Origin of the sequence: Xanthomonas hortorum, from assembly GCF_011305375.1 — a bacterium.
GTDB lineage: Bacteria > Pseudomonadota > Gammaproteobacteria > Xanthomonadales > Xanthomonadaceae > Xanthomonas > Xanthomonas hortorum_E.
In genome coordinates, this window is the sequence record NZ_VCME01000025.1 from 1 (window position 1) to 18,838 (window position 18,838).

The 18,838-nt window shown below is 64.2% G+C and carries 11 protein-coding genes; 3 read left to right on the plus strand and 8 right to left on the minus strand.

Going from position 1 to position 18,838, the window contains the following annotated elements:
• Window positions 1-356: 356 nt before the first annotated feature.
• The 3 genes from FFY45_RS19350 to FFY45_RS19360 form a co-directional block, all read right to left on the minus strand.
• A complete protein-coding gene (locus tag FFY45_RS19350) occupies window positions 357-578 on the minus strand; it encodes a hypothetical protein (protein WP_176341672.1) in 222 nt (73 codons plus the stop codon).
• Window positions 575-9,247: a glycoside hydrolase family 94 protein gene (locus FFY45_RS19355; RefSeq protein ID WP_439333554.1), complete on the minus strand. Its 8,673-nt coding sequence runs from the start codon at window positions 9,245-9,247 to the stop codon at window positions 575-577. The genes FFY45_RS19350 and FFY45_RS19355 overlap by 4 nt, the downstream gene beginning before the upstream one ends.
• A gap of 121 nt (window positions 9,248-9,368) precedes the next feature.
• A complete protein-coding gene (locus FFY45_RS19360; protein ID WP_176341673.1) occupies window positions 9,369-9,599 on the minus strand; it encodes a hypothetical protein in 231 nt (76 codons plus the stop codon).
• A gap of 111 nt (window positions 9,600-9,710) precedes the next feature.
• On the opposite strand from FFY45_RS19360, the gene FFY45_RS19365 reads away from it, so the two are divergent.
• Window positions 9,711-12,086 (plus strand): penicillin acylase family protein, encoded by a 2,376-nt coding sequence (locus tag FFY45_RS19365; RefSeq protein WP_255172084.1) that lies wholly within the window; start codon window positions 9,711-9,713, stop codon window positions 12,084-12,086.
• 193 nt (window positions 12,087-12,279) lie between these two features.
• Here FFY45_RS19365 and FFY45_RS19370 read toward each other — a convergent pair whose 3' ends face one another.
• From FFY45_RS19370 to FFY45_RS19385, 4 genes are all read right to left on the minus strand, one after another.
• The gene (locus tag FFY45_RS19370) at window positions 12,280-12,681 is read right to left on the minus strand and encodes a nuclear transport factor 2 family protein (protein WP_176341675.1); all 402 of its coding nucleotides are present in this window, start codon (window positions 12,679-12,681) and stop codon (window positions 12,280-12,282) included.
• Window positions 12,682-12,730: 49 nt separating this feature from the next.
• Entirely contained in the window at window positions 12,731-13,156 is a 426-nt protein-coding gene (locus FFY45_RS19375; protein ID WP_176341676.1) for an ester cyclase, read from the minus strand.
• Window positions 13,157-13,229: 73 nt separating this feature from the next.
• Window positions 13,230-13,850, minus strand: a complete 621-nt coding sequence (locus FFY45_RS19380; protein ID WP_176341677.1) for an NADPH-dependent F420 reductase — start codon at window positions 13,848-13,850, stop codon at window positions 13,230-13,232.
• Between the two features lie 201 nt (window positions 13,851-14,051).
• Window positions 14,052-14,993, minus strand: coding sequence for an SDR family oxidoreductase (locus FFY45_RS19385; protein WP_176341678.1), 942 nt, complete (start codon window positions 14,991-14,993; stop codon window positions 14,052-14,054).
• A 294-nt stretch (window positions 14,994-15,287) separates the two neighbouring features.
• Between FFY45_RS19385 and FFY45_RS19390 the strand changes: the two genes are divergently transcribed.
• Window positions 15,288-15,854: a TetR/AcrR family transcriptional regulator gene (locus tag FFY45_RS19390; protein WP_176341679.1), complete on the plus strand. Its 567-nt coding sequence runs from the start codon at window positions 15,288-15,290 to the stop codon at window positions 15,852-15,854.
• A gap of 206 nt (window positions 15,855-16,060) precedes the next feature.
• Here FFY45_RS19390 and FFY45_RS19395 read toward each other — a convergent pair whose 3' ends face one another.
• Window positions 16,061-16,909: a S1 family peptidase gene (locus FFY45_RS19395; protein WP_176341680.1), complete on the minus strand. Its 849-nt coding sequence runs from the start codon at window positions 16,907-16,909 to the stop codon at window positions 16,061-16,063.
• A gap of 1,171 nt (window positions 16,910-18,080) precedes the next feature.
• Here FFY45_RS19395 and FFY45_RS19400 point away from each other — a divergent pair.
• On the plus strand, window positions 18,081-18,776 hold the full coding sequence (locus FFY45_RS19400) for a hypothetical protein (protein ID WP_176341681.1): 696 nt from the start codon (window positions 18,081-18,083) through the stop codon (window positions 18,774-18,776).
• Window positions 18,777-18,838: the final 62 nt, after the last annotated feature.

Consider the following 18,838-nt stretch of genomic DNA (forward strand, 5'->3'; position numbering starts at 1 on the left):
CGATCGCTGAGATCCAGGCTCTCACGGTGGCCCACGCCGGCTCTCGACACCTAAACTGCCAGATTCCGAACAGATAAGGCTCTTACGCGGCATCCATGCCGCGGAAGGTCCCACGACGGTGGGCGGGCAAGGACCAGTGGAGATGGTCGGTGTGCATGTTTTCAAGCAGCCGACCAACTTTCTGGTGCGGTGTCCTCACCGATTGCGGGACCATGTGGCGGCATGGATGCCGCCACTGAGCCTCCAGGGACGGATTCACGGCGTGTCCCGCGAGCGGTGAGGGCACCGCGCCCTCGACTAGCTCAGCTTTTGACTGTATCCAGACACCTCTACGACTCAAATCGGTGTCCGCGCGCTTATTGCGTGCGCGTCAGCCCGTGGCGGTGCAGCAGCTGCCGCAGGCGACGCTGCACGCGCTGCAGATCGGCGTCGACCGCTTCATCGAGAATGTCTTTGGCCAAGGCATCGAATTGCGGCCAGAACTGGCTGGGGTCGCGTACCCGCTGCGGCCACACCGACAACATCTTGCCCAGGTCGGAAAGCTGGTGATTGGTGTGGGTGCGTGTGCGCATGCTCATGTCGCGTCTCCCGGCCAGTCCAGGGCGACAGCGTGGACCGCACCGTCGTCAATCAGAGTGAAAGCAAGCTCGGCTTGCATCACCCCATCGATCTCCAGCCGGGCTTCGACACCGGGGCGCTGGGTGACGTCGATGACGTAGGTACTGCTACCGAAGCGATAGCGCAGCTGGTACTCCGGCCAGCTGGCCGGGATGCACGGCACGATGTGCATGCGCTCGCCATGGCGTTGCAGGCCGAGCAGCGATTCGGTCAGCAGCCGGTACATCCAGCCGGCCGCGCCGGTGTACCAGCTCCAGCCGCCGCGGCCGGCATGCGGCGCCACCGCATAGACATCGGCCGCCAGCACATAGGGTTCTGCCTTGTAGCGCTGTACGCCCGCCGCATCGCGGGCGTGGTGGATCGGGTTGATCATGCTGGCCAGTTGCCAGGCCCGCGCGCTGTCGCCCAGATGCGCAAAGGCCATCGTCGCCCACACCGCGGCATGCGTGTACTGGCCGCCGTTTTCGCGCACGCCGGGCACATAACCACGGATATAGCCGGGGTCGTGTTCGGTGTGATCGAACGGCGGCACCAGCAGCTTGACGATGCCGGTCTCGGCATCGACCAGTTGCTGACGCATCGCCTCCATCGCCTGTGCGCTACGCGCCGGGTCCATCGCGCCGGACAACACTGCCCAACTCTGTGATAGCGAATCGATGCGGCATTCGTCCGAATCGCTCGAGCCCAGCGGTGTGCCGTCGTCGAACCAGGCACGCCGGTACCAGCGCCCATCCCAGGCATGCTGTTCCAGCGCGGTGCGCAAGGCGTGTGCATGCGCACGGCAGGTCGCTGCGAATGCGCCATCGTCGCGCTGCACCGCCACGTCTGCGAACCGCAGCAGTGTGTCGTAGAGGAAAAAGCCCAGCCACACGCTCTCGCCCTTGCCGTCCTTGCCGACCCGGTTCATGCCGTCGTTCCAGTCGCCGCTGCCGATCAGTGGCAGGCCGCGTTCGCCCAGGCGGGCCATGCCGCGTTGCAGGGCAAGCACGCCGTGCGCGTACAGCGACTGCACGTTGCCGGTGATGTGCGGCAGGTCGTAATACGATTCTTCCTCGGGCTTGAGTGCGCGCCCGTCGATAAAGCTGACGCGCTCGTCGAGCACGCTGGCGTCGTTGGTGACGTCCAGATAGCGGCACAGCGCCTGCGGCAACCACAGAAAATCGTCCGAGCACTGCGTGCGCACACCGCGGTCTTGCGGCGGGTGCCACCAATGCTGCACATCGCCCTGCACGAACTGATGCGCGGCGCAGCGCAGCAGGTGGGCGCGGGTGAGCGCCGGCTGCGCGTGCACCATCGCCATGCTGTCTTGCAGCTGGTCGCGGAAGCCGTACGCGCCACCGGACTGGTAATAGCCGCTGCGTGCCAGGAAGCGGCAGGCGATGGTCTGGTAGAGCAGCCAGCCATTGGCCAGCAGGTCCACCGCCGGGTCGGGCGTGGTCACCTGCACGGTGCCCAGAATCTGCTGCCAGTGCGCGCGTACCGCCAGCAAGGCGGTATGTGCTGCGGCAACGCCACGGCTCTGGCGTGCCAGTGTCAGTGCGCTCTCGCGGTCAACGGCTGCGCCCAGGCGGAAGACCGTTTCGAAGCTCTGTTCGGCTGCCAGCGTCACAGGGATCTGGATCGCCGCGCATGGGTCCAGGCCGGCACCCACGCGCCCGGACAAGCGCTGCCGCGTGAGCGCGGCAGGTGCGGCCAGGCTGCCATTGCGCCCGAGGAACTCATTGCGGTCGGCGGTGATGCTGCGGTTGGGTGCATCGGCATCGAAGAACGCCACGCGCCCGTCGAACTCGGTGTTGTATGGATTGCGCGCGGTGAGCACGCTGCTGCCCAGGTCGACCTCGCTGACCACATGCAGTTGCGAGCGCGTGCGGATATCGCCCAGTACCCATTCCACATACCCGGTGACGCTGAGCCGGCGTGGACGGCCGGAAAGATTCTTCAACCGCAGATGGCTGAACTTGATCGGCCGCTCCACATCCACGAACACCCACAGCTCGGTGCCGATGCCGTGTTCGATATGGCTGTAGACGCTGTAGCCGAAGCCGTGGCGCACCGTGTAGCGGCCACTGCCGCGGCATGGCAGCGCCATCGGCGACCACACCTGCCCGGTGTCTTCGTCGCGCAGGTAGAACGCCTCGCTGGAGGCATCGCCGACCGGGTCGTTATGCCATGGCGTGAGCCGGAATTCGTGCGCGTTTTCGGCCCAGCTGTAGCCGGGGCTGCTGTCGCTGACCACGCTGCCGAACTGCGCATTGGCCATCACGTTGCACCACGGCGCCGGCGTGGCGACGCCTTCGTCCAGGGTGATGCGGTATTCGCGGCCGTCGGCGGCGAAGGCGCCCAGGCCGTTGTCGAACAGCACCGGCTCTTCGGCGGCGGCCTGCAGGGTCTTGTCCAGGTAGGCGGCATGCGTGCTGGCCAATTCATCGGCGCTGTCCGGTTGCCGGATCGGCTCCAGCAACGGCGGGTGCGCACGCGCGCTGGGGTGGCGCTGCAGTTGCGCATCCAGCGTGCCGTTGGCATCGCTCAGAATCGCCCGTGCCACGGTCTGCAGCAGCACGCGGTCTTCCTGCGAGATGTGTTCGATGGCGCGCACGAAGATACCGCCTGGGCGGTCGAGCACATTGGCCTCGGGGTCGGCGGCGATCAGGCCCAGGATGGCGTCCTGCAATTGCTGGCGATAGCCGGCCTGGCTTTCGTTCCAGATCACCAGATCCGCACGCAGGCCTTTCAGGCGCCAGTACGCGTGCGCCTGCACCAGCTGGCGCACCAGGTCCAGATTGTCCGGGTCGGTGATGCGCAACAGCACGATCGGCAGGTCGCCGGAGATGGCATGACTCCACAGCGCCGACTGGCCACGATGGTTGTGCAGCAACACCTCGTTGTCGGCGCGCAGTTGCGGGTCGACGAACAGCACGCGTGCGGCCAGCCGTTCGTAGAGCATGGCGTCTTCCAGCGAGGCGTTGATCTGCCGGCGGGTGACCTGGCTCTGGGTCAGCGCCAGATCGAATACGCGGTCGGCCAGACGGCGGTCGCGGTATTTGTCGATCAAGGCGGTGCAGGCGGCACGTTGGGTGCCCACGCCGTAGACCATGTCCACCTGTGCCTGTTGGTCGGGCGCCAGCGAGATGCGGCAGCGGATCGCCACGATCGGGTCCAGCACCGAGCCGGCGGTGCCGGACAAGCTGGCGTGCTCGTGCAAGGCCAGCGGATTGCGGGTGCTGCGTCCGCGCCCGACGAACGCGGCGCGGTCGGTCTCGTAGGAGATCGTCGCCACATCGGCATCGTGCACCGCCACCAGATGCAGCATCCACGGCTGCGCTTCGTCGTGCCCGCGCGGGCGCCGCGTGCACAACAGCGCCTGTTTGTCGGCCAGGATTTCGGTCTGCACGAACAGATTGCTGAAAGCCGGATGCGCCTCGTCGGCCTGCGCCGGTGCCAGCACCACTTCGGCATAAGTGGTGATTTCGATCACCCGCGTCTGCCGCGAACGGTTGCGGATGCGCAACCGGCGCAGCTCCACATCGTCCTCGGCGGAAATGGCGATTTCCAGATGGCTGTCGTAGCGCTGGTGGCTGCCCTTGAACTCGGCCTTGGCGTCGGAAAAGATCGCTTCGTAACGCTCCACCGGCACGCAGGTCGGCTGATGCGCGGCCGACCACACCGCGCCGCTGTCCACATCGCGCAAGTAGCAGAACGTGCCCCAGTGGTCGCGGGTGCCGTCTTCGCGCCAACGCGTCACCGCCATGTCGCGCGCGCGGCTGTAGCCGCCGCCGGCCGAGGTCAGCATGCCGTGGTAACGCCCGTTGGAGAGCAGTTGCAACGCCGGCTGCGGCAGGTTGGGGTCGCGATGGATGCGCAACGCCATACCCGCCTCGGTGGCCACCGGGCGCTCGGCTGCTTCGACCAGGCCTTTGACGTACACGCCGGCACGCGGTGCGCGCTCCTGCAACAGCAATAACGTGGCCTGGAATTGCGGATCGGCGACAAAGCGTTTTTGCATCGGCGCATCGCGCAACACGTGGTCCAGCGCCAGCAGTGCCATGCCCTGGTGATGCGACATGAACGAGCGCACTAGCGCGTGTTGTTCGCCACGCGGCACGCGCGAGGGCGTGTAGTCGATCGCTTCGTACAAGCCGAAACGCCCGTCGAATCCCAGCGCCTGCAGCTGCTGCAGATTGCGGCAGGCCGCATCCGGTTCGACCATCAATGCCATCGCGCTGGCATACGGGGCGATCACCAGATCCTGGCCCAGCCCGCGCTTGAGCCCGAGCCCGGGCACACCGAAGGCGCGGTACTGATAATTGCGCCGCGTATCGACCGTGTTGTAGCCCGATTCGGACACGCCCCACGGCACCGCGCGCGCCGCGCCATAGCGGATCTGCGCCTGGACCGCGCCGCGTATCGAGCGGCTCAGCAGTGTCTGCGGGTAGCTGGGCATCACCAGATCCGGCATCAGGTATTCGAACATCGAGCCGCTCCACGACAGCAGCGTCGGCTCGGCGCCGGTATCGGTGAGCGTGCGCCCGAGGGCGAACCAGCTCTCCTGCGGCAGCTTGCCCTGGGCAATCGCCACGAAGATGCCTAAGCGTGCCTCGGAAGCGAGCAGATCGTAACGGCCGCTATCCAGACGATGGTCGTCGACGTTGTAGCCGATCGAGAGCAACTGCTGGGCGGGGCTGTAGAGGAAGTCGTAATCCATCTGCGCCAGTTGCCCGGCGATATGCGCAAGCCGTTGCAGCTCCAGCACGCGCTTGGCGGCCCAGGTCTGCACGCTCGGTGCGTGGCTGCCGTTGGCGAGCTGCCGCAGCGTGGCGACTGCATCGCCGGAATGTTCTGCCGCGTGCGGGTCCGTGCTGGCAAGCGCCGGTGCGCAATGGCCCACCTCGGACAACGCCGCCTCGCAACTGCTCACCAGGCGTTGCGGCCACGGTTCCTCGTCCTCGCCACCGCTCGGCATCGAGGCCAGGATGGTGTGGCTCTGCGCCAGCAGCAGGCGCAGCGCTTCATCGGCCTGCTGCAGGGTTGGCGTGGGTTGGTTGCGGATCGCCTGCACGCTGTGCGTCATCGCGCTCAGTGCGGCGGTGGCGGCGTCGCTGCGCGGCTGCGCCTGCAGGGTGAGCACGCTCAGGGTGTCGGCCAGCCCATCGAACACCGCCATCGACACGGCCGGCGCATCCACCAGCGCCAGCAGCCCTTGCCGCAGCGTCAACAGATGCCCGACCAGGTTGCCGCTGTCGACGGTGGAGACGTAGCGCGGCACCAGCGGCACCAGCGTCTCGGTGTCGTACCAGTTGTAGAAATGGCCGCGATAACGCGGCAGCGCTTCCAGCGTGGTCAGCGTATTGGCCACGCGGCTCATCACCCCGGCCACCGTCAGGTAGCCCAGATCGTAGGCCGCCAGATTGGCCAGCAGGCCTAGCCCGATATTGGTCGGCGAGGTGCGGTTGGCCACCACCGTGACCGGGTATTCCTGCACGTTGTCCGGCGGCAGCCAGTGGTGTTGCGCAGTGCAATGGCTTTCGAAAAACGCCCAGGTGCGCCGCGACAATCCGCCGAGAAAATCGCGTTGTTCCTGCGACAACTGCGCCACCGGCGCGGCGGGCTGCTCGCCCAGCCAGGCCATCAACCACGGCGCGCCCATCCATGCCAGCCCCAGCGGCAGCGCCGTCCACAACGCCAACGGCGACCACCATGCCACTGCGGCGATTACCAGCGCCGCACTGCAGGCGGCACCGGCCATCAGCTGTTGTTCGGCATTGCCGCTGCGCGCGCTGCGCTCCACTTCGCTGGACGGTGCCCACTGCAGCAGGTGGCGCTGGGTGATCGACATCCGCACCAGCGTGCGCGCGATGGCCGCCAGCTGCAGCCCCGCCTCGAACGGCAGGCAGGCCAGCACCACGCCGGTGCGCAGCAGGTGCTGACGCAGCCCCATCCCGACCTGGCGCGCGTGATGACGCAACCCCAAACCCTCGGGCGGATGCGCCAGCGCATACACCGCCGAACACAGCCCCGGCAGCAGCCACAACACCAGCATCCATAGCGTCCAGCGCAATGGCGTGGGCGAGCACAGCCAGCCGATCAGCAACAGTGCAAACGCCGCCGGGGCCACCAGGCTGCGGCGCAGGTTGTCCAGCAGCTTGCCGCGTGACAACCACGACAACGGATTGCGCGCGCGCCGGCCACCGCGGTCGGGCACCCACGGCAGCAGCCATGGCAGCAACTGCCAGTCGCCACGCACCCAGCGCGCGCGGCGCTTGGCATCGGTGGCGTAGCGCTGCGGATGGCGTTCGTACAGACGCACGTCGCTGAGCAAGCCGGCGCGCACATAGCAGCCTTCCAGCAGGTCATGGCTGAGCACGCGGTTGTCGGGGAAGCGGCCGGCCAGCACCTGCTCGAAGGTGGCCACCGCATAGATGCCCTTGCCGATGAAGGAGCCTTCGCCGAACAGGTCCTGGTACACGTCCGAGACCACACGCGTGTACGGGTCGATGCCCGGCTCGATGCCGAACATACGCGCAAAGCGCGATTCGCCGCCCTCGCTCATGCCGGTGCCCAGGCCGGGCTGCAGGATGCCGTAACCGGCCTCGACGATCTGCCCGGCCGCATCCATGCGCGGTACATTCAACGGATGCGACATCGCCCCGACCAGCGCGCGTGCCGCATCGCGCGGCAGGTGGGTGTCGCTATCGAGCGTGATCACATAGCGCACCTGCACCAGCGCGGCGACATCGCCTTGCACCTGCAGGAATTCGTGGGCTGCCTGCAGCGGCGCATCGCCCGCGCACAACAGGCGGTTGAGCGCTTCCAGCTTGCCGCGCTTGCGCTCTGCGCCCATCCAGCAGCCTTCGCCTGCGTTCCACTGGCGTGCGCGATGCAGCAGGAAGAAGCGATCGCCGTGCGCATCGGCATAGGCCGCGTTGAGCCGGTCGATGTGTTGCGCCGCATGCGCCACCAATGCCATGTCGCCAGGCAACAGCGCTTGCGCGGCATCGAGAAAATCGGTGAGCAGTGCGAAGTACAGCTGTTCGTCGCGGTTGGCCAGGTAATGCACCTCCAATGCGTCGACCAGCTCGTCGATGGCCTCGGGGCTGGCCAGCATGCTCGGCATCACCACCAGCGTGCGGCAATCGGGTGGAATGCCCAGGCTCAGGTCCATGCGCGGCAACGGATGCGGGCGCACCCACAGCGTTGCCACCCAGTTGACCAGGGCGATGCCCAACTCGCTGGCGGCCAGCAGCGCGATGCCGGCAGTGATCCACCACAGCGCCGGTGGCAATGCGCTCACGCCCTGCAGCAATACACCGCTCCACAGCACGGCGATCACGGCGATCGGCAGCAGGTACACCGGCAGCGCAACGCGTCGCGCGCGTGGGCGTGGTGGTTTCGGTGGTTTCGGTGTGCCGGGTGCGGCTGGGTCGCGCAGCGCGCTACGCAGCAGCGGCAATCCCGTATCCACCAGGTAATAGCCCACGTGGCTGGCCACCGGTGCATCGGAGCCCGGCTGCGCGGCCAGGCGCAGGACGCACTCGGCCACCGCCGGCTCGTCGCGGTCCAGGCGCTGCGCCAGATGCTCCACCACATGCCGGTAGCTATCGCGGGTGTGGAAATCCATGCGTGCGTAGACGTCGGCCGGATCCTTGCGCAGGATCTGCTCGACCACGCTCATGGCCTCGACGAAGTCGCGCCAATCCATCTGGTCCAGAAACCGCAGGCTGCCGATGCTGTTGCTGATCGCCACCTGTTCGGCGGCCTGGCGTTGGCTCTCGGCATGCACCAGGCCTTCCACACTGTGGCCCTCGCTTGCCAGCCATTGCTCCACCCAGGCGCTGGCCATCGACAGCACCGGGCCACGGCCCTGGATGCCGCGCGTGAGCTCGGCCACGAACGCGCCGGTGGCCGGCGGCTTTGAGCGCGCCATGTCGGCCACCACCACCACCACGTCCTTGGGTTGCGCCGCCGCCGTGGCGTTGAGCAACGCGGCCCAATGCGCGGCCAGCCGGGTGTCGCGGCCATCGTGCATGATGTCTTCGGCAATGCGGCGCAGGTTGTCGATCAGCGCCAGCCGCAACATGATCGGAATCGCCCACAGCTCGCCAAGTTTGAGTGGCGCCACCTGTTGATAGGCTGCAATGAAACGGCTCAGCGTGATCGTATCCACGCGCCCGTCGCCATGCGCCACCACCTCCAGGCCCAGCTCGTAGACGCGCGGCAGGCCAACCGAGGTGGGCGTGCGCAGACGCGGCAATTGCCGGCTGTAACCGGGCGGAAGATGCTGACGCGCCAGGCGCATCTGTTCTTCGACCAGATAATAGTTGTCCAGCAGCCACTCGCCGGCCGGATGCAGGCGCAAGCCATCGGCCGACATTTCGGTCAATCGCGCTGCGGCCGTGCCGAGTGCGCGTTCGTTGAACTTGAGTTGCGACAACAGCAGTTCGCGGGTTGGCCCGGTGTAGAGCACATGCGCCTGCGCCAGGCTGTGCCCCAGCGCCTCCATCTGCTCGTCGCCAAACAAGGCGGCGCCTTCAGGCACTGCATCCCGCACCGACGGATGCTGCAGGGTTGCTGCTGGTTGGGTAATCGACTGCCACCAGAGAGAGAACGCAGAAGCCTTCCGCTGTGGCGGCATGGAGACATAACCTGTGCAGCATAAGAGCCGCTAGAGGCGACGATCATGCGCGCTTGCCCTGTGTGGCATGTGAAGGCAGCAATGCGGACGCGTTGCAGTCGTTCGCTGATCGACGCACGCCTCACGCGCGCTGCGCGCCGAGATGGGTGATGGAGGACTGCACGCCCGCGTCCACCCAGGCGGTGCAAAAAAGCGCTGTACTGGCGACGATGATCGCCGGTTGAAGATGCGGCCAGTGCTGCGGCTGCGATTCGTTTTTCGCGCCGGTGGTTCTGCGGCAACCACACGCAACACGCCACAATGCCGCAGCCTGCGCGGCTGCCGATGGGATAACGAACATGCCGCTGAACACCGCCCTTTTCACCCGCAAGGTGTGCCACGCATGATGTCGACACGCAGGATCTCGATAGGCACGATCTCGATAGGCACAACAGCGCTGTGCTGCCTGGTGGTGTGCCAGCTGATGCTCAACAGCGCAGCGGCAGCCCAACCGACGCACGCCACGCTGACAGTCGCCGGATTGGAGCAGCCCGCGCAGATCCGTGTGGATCGCTGGGGCGTGGCGCACATCTATGCCAGGACCGACAACGATGCGTTCTTCGTGCAGGGCTTCAACGTGGCACGTGACCGCCTGTTTCAACTGGATCTGCTGCGCCGCAAAGGGCTTGGTCACCTGTCGGCGGCGTTCGGGCCCGCCTATGTGCAGCAGGATCGCGCCGCGCGGCTGTTTCTGTATCGCGGCAGCATGGCCGAGGAGTGGAACAGTTACGGACCCGATGCGCAGCGCGATGTGACGCGCTTCGTTGCCGGCATCAATGCCTACATCGATTGGTTGGGCGCCCATCCGCACGCGCTGCCGTATGAGTTCCGCACGTTCGCGTATCGCCCGGAAAAATGGGCGCCGGAAGACGTGCTGCGCATCCGCACCACCGGCTTGAGCCGTAACGTCAAAAGCGAAGTGGCGCGTGCAAAGGTTGCGTGCAAGGCCTCGCTTGCCGTCGATGCAGTGCGCCAGAAGTTGCAACCGGCCTGGACCACCCGCGTGCCCGAGGGGCTGGATCCCTGCCTTCCGGATGACGTCTTGAAGGTCTACGAACTGGCTACGCAAAGCCCCAGGCTCAGCGCCGACACGCACGTGGCCGACGCGCAGACAACGCCACTGCGTCCAGGCGAGGACGCCTTTGCCGAAGGCAGCAACAACTGGGTCATCGCACCGCAAAAATCGGCCACCGGCCACGCGGTGCTGGCCGACGACCCGCATCGCGCCTACAGCGTTCCCAGCCTGCGCTATTTCGTGCATCTCAACAGCCCGGGGCTGGACGTCATCGGTGCCGGCGAGCCGACTGCACCCGGTATCGCGATCGGCCACAACCAGCGCAGTGCGTTCGGGCTGACCATCTTCAACATCGATCAGGAGGATCTGTACGTCTACCGTCTGAATCCGGCCGATAACGCGTCGTATTGGTACAACGGCAAGTGGGAGCCGCTGCACACCGAACACGCCTCCATCGCGGTGCGCGATACCGCGGCGGTCACCGAGCAGCTGCAATTCACCCGCCACGGGCCGGTGATCTACATCGATGCAGACAAGCACATCGCCTATGCGATCCGTTCGGTGTGGAGCCAACCGGGCACGGCGCCCTACCTGGGGTCCTTGCGCTATCTCAGAGCGGACTCGTTCGAACAATTCAAGGACGCACTCTCACATTGGGGCGCGCCGTCGGTGAATCAGGTCTACGCAGACGTCAAGGGCAACATCGGTTGGGCCACTGCCGGCATGACGCCGCGCCGCGTGCAGTCCGACGGCTTGCTGCCGGTGCCTGGCGACGGCCGCGACGAGTGGAACGGTTTCTGGAACGCCGATGTCCTGCCGTCATCGAAGAATCCCGCAGCAGGTTTCATCACCACCTCCAACGAAATGAATCTGCCTGCCGGCTACCCATATGCGCAGCGCAAGATCGGTTTCGAATGGGCCAACGACGCGCGGCATGCGCGCATTACCCAGGTGCTGTCGCAGCTGCCAACGGTGAGCGTGCAGGATTCGGAAAAACTGCAGAACGATCAGGTGTCGTTGCTGGCGCAGCGGCTGGTCGCGCTGATCCAGCCGCTGCACGCGCAAGATGCCGCCACCACGGCGGCGCTCGCGTTGCTCAAACCCTGGGATGGCACGGTGAGCGCCACCTCCTCCGCCGCTGCGTTGGAAGAAGTGTGGTTCAGCCGCTACCTCGGCGATGCCTACAAGGCGCTGGTGCTGCGCCCCTCCGAGGCGGCCACCTTCGGCATGCCGGATGCAGCGGTATTGATGGAGGCACTGGAACACCCCGGCGCCGCGTTCGGCCCCGCACCGGCCGCACGCCGCGATCAACTGCTGCTGGAGTCGCTACGCAGCGCGTATCAATCGCTGGTCGACCTGCACGGGCCGGATCCTGCGCAATGGCCGTGGGGCAAGCTGCATACCAACAAGGTCACGCACGCGATGAGCGCAGCGCTCGGCACCGATCACGCGCTGCTGGACGTGGGCCCGTTCGCCAAGGGCGGCAGCCCGTATACGCCCAATCAATCCAGCTACGACCCCACCACTTTCCGCCAGACCATCGGCCCGTCTGCACGGCTGATCATCGACCTGGGCAACTGGGACAACTCGCGCGCCATGAACTACCCCGGCCAATCCGGCGACCCGGCCAGCCCGCACTACCGCGACCTCGCACCGATGTGGCTGCAGGGCCGCTATTTTCCGCTGCTGTACACGCGTGCGGCGGTTGATGCGGTGACGGAGCAGGTCGTGGATCTGGTGCCGGCCGCTTCGCCAGGTTCGACGCAAGCCAATCACTCCGACTGAAAACATCCGCACCGCCATGCTTCCAACTCTGCGCAGATGCTCAGCGCGATGCCGGCTGGACCGGAACCTCCTAGACGCAGTCCCACCGGCGACATCCATGTCGGTACCAGGTCCGCGAGGCATATCGGCTGACCATACGAACCGGTTCGTGCGATGTCGGTCTCGGTCTCGACGGGCCAGTGCCACCGAGAGCTCACGCCATCTCGGAGGCCTGCGCCAGTGCTTGCGTGTCGACGTACTCGCGGATGTGCGTCACCTTGCCATCGCGAACGGTGATGGCGAAGACGAAATAGTCTTCGAACGTTTTATGCGTGGCCTTGACCTTTCCCGTGGCCAACCCGATGACCAGAACCCGGTTTCCCTGCGCCACGAATTCGGGGGCCTGCGGGAACGTCGTTTCCAACGTCTCGGACGCTGTCTGTAGCAATTGCGCCAATCCCGCATGCCCGCGGTGCGTACCTGCCAGCGGCCAGTGCTGGCCGGGAATGACCCACTCGATCTCTTCGGCACACAAGGCCAGCAGGTCTTGCCGGTCGCTGCCGCCCATTGCCGCGAAAAACTGCTTCACTGTCTGGATATTTTCTTGAGTGCGCATTGAAACTCCTGTTTTTGAATCGGATTTCGGATTTCGGTGCACTGGCGGCTCAGCCGAGACCGACCCCGAGTTGTTGCTGCAACACCGACACCGCGTTGTAGCAATGGAAGGACATCACCTTTCCGTTCTGGAGGTGAAAGACGTCGCAACTGGGGACATCGATTGCCTTTCCGGTGGGAGCAAGCGTTCCGGAAGAAAGAGCCAGCTCACCGCGATGCGTTCCCCGAATCGCCAGCTCGACAACAACGACATCCTGCGCAACGTAGAGACTGATTAACTCACGGTGCACATCAGGGAATGCAAGGGCGAATGCGGAAATGGAGTCGCCGATGGCCTTGCCACGCAAATCGGCCCCGCTAGGAATATCCCGCATATAGCCTTCCTCTGCGAACATGGAGACAAACCTCGCGGTGTCAGTTCCTCGCCCTTCGGCGGCGGCGTAGAGGTCTCTGATGATTTTTTCATTGTCAAACATCGTCGCTGCCTCATTAAAAATGGTTTGGTTGCATCAACTGCGCAAGCGCCAGTGCGCATGCCGATCTGGGCAATTAGCCGATCTCGACATGCATGGCGAAATCCCAGGTGCCGGCCCCGTGCTTGGCCAGTCCGATCATCATCAGACCGAGCGCTTCCAGCGTCTGGGCCATGTGCAGGCCGCCGACGTCGAGTGGGCGCAGCCCAAGGCTTTCGAGGAAGTGCGAGACGCGCGCTTTGGCCTGCGCGTCGTCGGCTGCGATGAAGGCGTCCAGGCGCTCACCCTTGGCAAGCACGTGGCCGAAGATCGTGTTGAAGGCCTTGACCACCTGCGCGCCGGCGGGCAGGGCCGCCGCGGTTTGCTGCGCGCTGGAGCTGCCGTGAGGGGTGACAAGGCCCGTGAGATCGGACGCAACCGGGTTGGCCAGGTCGATCACGACCTTGCCGTCGAGCGCTGCTCCGACCTCGGCCAGCACTGCCGACACACCTGCGTAGGGCACTGCGAGAATGACGATCTCGCCTGCCGGCGCTGCGCCGTACGTGCCCCTGATCGCTCCGGAGGCGAGCGTGTCGGCGAGTGCCTGCGCTTTGCCCGGGTCGCGGCCAATCACCTCCACGGTGTGTCCTGCCTGGGCGCTACGACGCGCGATCACGGCAGCCATGCTGCCGGTGCCAATGATGCTGATCATGCTCATGTGTGACTCCTCGTAGATTGGGGATTGCCCTTGGTTTCCAACTTGGGCATCCCCGGGGTGATGTTTCGGAGTGTGGCGCGCTGCCTGCGCCATCGCGCATTGCAGGCCAGGTGCGACAGCGCCTTGCATCAAACGGATCACGGCATCGGAAAATGTCTGTCTGCCGCACTTGCTGCATGCCGGCTCCCTGACATCAGCCCATCAGCCGGCAGGGAAGTAATGGCCGTTGTCCAAATCGGCGAGCAGGCCGGGCTGCGCCGGGTCCCAGCCGAGGGTCTGGCGGGTGATGTCGCTGGACGCCGGCAGATCCAGCGTGACCAGATGCGCGAGAAACCCGAAATATCCCGGCAGCATCAACACGTCCGCAGGAATCGGCACGGCGGGCAGATTCAAACGGCTGCCAATGGCCTCGACGATCGTGCGCAGCGCGATCCCCTGGTCGGCAATCGCATGCCAGGTTTTGCCGGGCAGACCCTTTTCCAGCGCCAGACGGAACAAGGTCGCAACATCGCCCACGTGCACGGCTGGCCACAGGTTGCTGCCGTCTCCGGGGTAGCCGGCAATCCCTTTCTGCTTTGCGAGTGCAATCAGCAGCGGGATGAACCCGGCAGTGTCGGTGGCGCTGTGCATGACGGGAGGAATCCGCACGATCGACGACCGCACGCCTCGCTGTGCGAGGTCGATGACCGTGGTCTCCACGATGTTACGAACCCGCAGCGTGCCTTTGTACGTGTCGCCGCCGGGAAGGGCCGGATCCGCTTCGGTGGCCGGCCGCCCGAGGTTTTCCCACCCTGGCGAGCCGATGCTGCCCGACACCACCAACGGCTTTCCGGTCGACGCCAGTGCCTCGCCGTAAGCCAGCATGATCGCGCGCTCCGCAGCGGCCACGCCGTCCAGGCCCACGGACGGAAGCAGGTCTTGCCGGTGCGCGAGGTGGATGACGCCGTCTGCCTCGGCGGCCGCCGCCTTGAGGCCGTCGAGATCCTCAAGACTGCCGCGACGCGCCTTCGCGCCGAGTGCCGATACCCTCGCTGCGGCAGTGTCCGAGCGGACCAGGGCGGTGACCGCATGGCCGGCGGCGACCAGGTCGGAGATGACGTATGGACCGGCGTGGCCGGTCCCGCCTGTGACGAAGACGCGCATATGGCTGTTCCTTAGTGAGTGAGGTGAGGCGAAAGTGGAAAGGCCGGTGCAATCAGCCGACAACGCTGACGCCGATTGAAAAGTTGCCGTGCTTGACGGAGGTGGCTCCTTGAGGCCCGGCCACACCCTGCAGACCTGCTCCAGCGTCCACGCCATGACCAGCGGCCCGGTATCCATCGGGCATCGCCCGAGGCTCGCGATGAGCCGACCCATGCGCCTGCCTGGCGGTTTGCGGTACGATGTGGATCAGTGATTCATTTATATGGATCACTGATCCACTTGTCAAGGGTAGCCATGCGCGCCGACGCAAAAAAAAATTACGACCACATCCTCACGGTCGCGCGCGAGGCCGTGACCGAGCACGGCACCGATGCGTCGATGCGCGATATCGCCCGCCGGGCCGAGGTCGGGCTGGCCACGTTGCTCCGTCATTTCCCGACCCGGGAAGCCTTGTTTGAAGCGCTCCTGTGCACCCACCTGGACGCCCTGACGCAGACCGCAGACGCCCTCGAAACGTCGGATTCGCCTGACCAGGCGCTGGCGTCCTGGTTCCGTGAATGGATGGCCTTCGCCCAACGCTATCGGGGCGTCGTCACGCTGATGGCGTCTGCCCACACGAACCCGGATTCCGCGCTCTATGCCTCCTGCGCGGCGGTCCACGCAGCGAGTGCGCGGCTCCTGCTCCGCGCGCAGGCCAACGGCTCGGCGCGTGCCGATATGACGGGGGACGATCTGTTCGGCCTGATGGCAGCACTGGGCTGGCTCGTCGACCTGCCGTCGTTCGCGCCACGGGCAGGACATCTCTCGCACCTTGTGACCAGCGCCATCTTGAAAGACTGGCCCAGCAACGAGGAAAAATAGCGCTCGCTTGACCGTTGTCTGCGTCTTCCGTGGTGCGCGAGCCACGGCGCGTGGCGACGGCACCGAGAGCGGCGTCGCACAGCTCTACCGAGGCAAGTGACGCTACCCGACGTTCGGCAGCACAATCTCTCCTTGGTGATCGAGGGTGCCTTCGTGTCTGCTTTCGGCCCAAAGCGACCACCGCGAGGGTTTCTCCCTAGCACGCGCTAGTGGCTGGGGCGCTGGCTAGTCTCTGTACAGAAAGCTCCATCTGCCGCGCACATCACGCCATCGATCCAAGTGACATATCGCGAGATGCGGACGTTGTAGACCATCTGCCCATAGAAGCCAGCGTCCAGGGCATGTTCTGGAACTGCCGTGATCCAAGAGCCCAGCCCAATGAGTTGCCAAGCGCCCTGGCCTTGCACAACGAGCGGGCCGCCGCTGTCACCGCTTCCCAACACACCTTCGAGGGGCAGGCCCTGTGCAGGTGAATCGAATCGATACCAGAGATAGCGGTCATTAGCTCCAGTAATCGCGTTGTAGGCCCGCCTCAGCGCGCCACGATGTGGAGAGTTGGGAATCTGCCCTGCAATGCCATTGCCGGTTGCCCCCTTTCCTACGAGCATGGCGACTTGCGTGACTTCATCGTCGCCTCGATAAAGAGCTGCCGGTGCAACTTGCTCAACAGGTGCATCCAACTCGATCAAAGCAATGTCATCCGAACCTGCCAGAAAGGCATGAATTTGGGACGGATCGCCCGACTTCAAAGCTTCTTGCCCCAATGCGTCGGGCATGCGCTTGTAGCCAGGATGGACGAAGACCCGAGCAACTTTGTAGGCATTCCCGTTGATGGCCACCTCCGCGTCCATGCCTTCCATGGGAGCCGCGTGTGCGGCGGTGACGACCCACTTCGGCGCGATGAGGACGCCATGCCCTTCGCCTGGCATGTCCGCCAGAGCTGGAAACGCTGATCGATCGATTCGATATTTTGAATCGTCAACATCGGCACGAATGACAACGCCGTTCGCCCCGAATGAAAGAATGAGCAAAGCAACAAAAAGCCAGCGTTTCATTTATCTGCACTTCCTTGTAGGTATTGATCTGAGGCCCATCTGCAATGGGTTTGCAAATCCCGCCGCAAGATAGCTGAGCAGGCTCAAGACAGGTCACCCAATCTGACGAAGTGAGCTGGGGGGCGACGAAGTGCAGGAAACGATGCCTGAAGCCGGGAGCAGCCTTTACTCCGGCGCCAACCTTTAGATGCATGCCTGCGCAGTAGCGAGTTCGGGTCCTCTGTCGCGCTATGTGGGGTCGGCTGGATGCTGAGACTAATTTTCCATGGCCTGAATGGGCCACTGTCCGGAAGGGCGCTTCGCATGAGAATCGACCGCTGGCAAAAGGTGAGAATTCGGCTCAAATGATGTGGCAGAAGGCGAGAGCGGGTTTCACCATAACAAATGCTCTGGCGACGACTCGACGGTTACCAGGAGCGATGCTGGCTTGTCCGCTTGAGGATCGGAGCACACACTAACGAGGGTGAGGCATCGGTTGAGTCCGTCACGAGTGTCCAAGTGTTGGACTGGTGTTCATAACGGACAGTAGACTAAGGCGCCTTTTAGCGATCCGCGTACGTAAGCGTTCGCCAAACTCGCTGAACTCACGAGGCGGGAGCGCTCCAATGCATTGGCTTGGATGTCGTTATGACGGGGAAATCAGGACATGCGCATTGATGCCACGGCAGAGTGATACTTTTGATATTGGGCCCAGCGGGAATGGTGACCAGTTTCATTACGCTCGTGCGTCCCGCCTTTGTTTAGAACCTCTGGAAGCAACCTCTGATCTCAAAGATGTGTCATTCGAGCCGTCAAACTAGAGAACGTCGCAAGCCTATGCGACTCATTCCGGCATCGGCTTCTCAAAGGCAGGACCTGCAGCGCTTACAGGAACGGGTGATGATTGTGCGTACCCACACGCTAGAGAAGCTGGGCCACTTCAGTGTGCGGGCTGGCATAGCGTGGGGCGTGCTGTTTTGGTGTGCCGGAACACATGCCCTGGCACTCGGTCTGTCACCTGATGCAGTTAGTCGCGGTCTTTCTTAGGAGCTGCTGGCGGCCCTGATTCTCATGTTTGCACTACTGACAGGCACACGCCATGCAACCTTAGTACGGCTGTCTACCAGACCTCGGAGTTTGAATTACTGGAAACGAAGGCCAATGTCGAGTCCACCCCGCCTGCGGAGTAATTATGGGTGAGATAAATATTCCTAGCGACGAGCGGGATGCTCTTAAAGCGATTGATAACAACGTGTTGAACAAGCTCATCGAGCAGTGCCTGCATGAGGAACGTCCGACTGCTCTGCGGATTCTCCGGCTCGAGAGTTGTGGGCCGTATGCTGCCGCACAACTGCGGATATATGAGAAAGCGTTGGCAGAGCACCGCAAAGCAAAATTGGCAAAAAAACGCGCTGAGACGGAATACCGCGCCCGTTGCGCGGGCAGTAACCTGGCTCATGCCATTCAGCAAATGAAACATCGGGTGGAAACGGAAGCGAAGGAAGGACTTCTCTTCTATGTCGACGACCAAATCCTGCCGCCATACCGCTTCAGCGAACATGTGACTGTTCGAGTGAGCTATCGCTGGCGTCGAGCGATCGAGGATGAATGGACATACGGCAGCGTCACCTTCTCGCATGAGGTCGACTTACGACCCGACTACACAATGCCACTACCGAGACGAAAGTTGAGCGCGGCAAAACAAGAACAGGAGCGGCAGGACAAGCTATATCGCGAATGGGAGCACCTAATGAAATTGGGACTTTACTCTCTCCGGGATTATTTCAAAGGAGGCGGTGACGGATCTAAGATTCCGAAATCGTTCCAGGCAAAAACCGATTCCTACAGTCGAGGACTGAACAACTTCAGTGCCAAGTTCTGGCTATAGGCGTTGAGCGGACAGAACCGAAAATTTATTTTCTGGGGGAGAATGCTAGATCCAGAAAATTG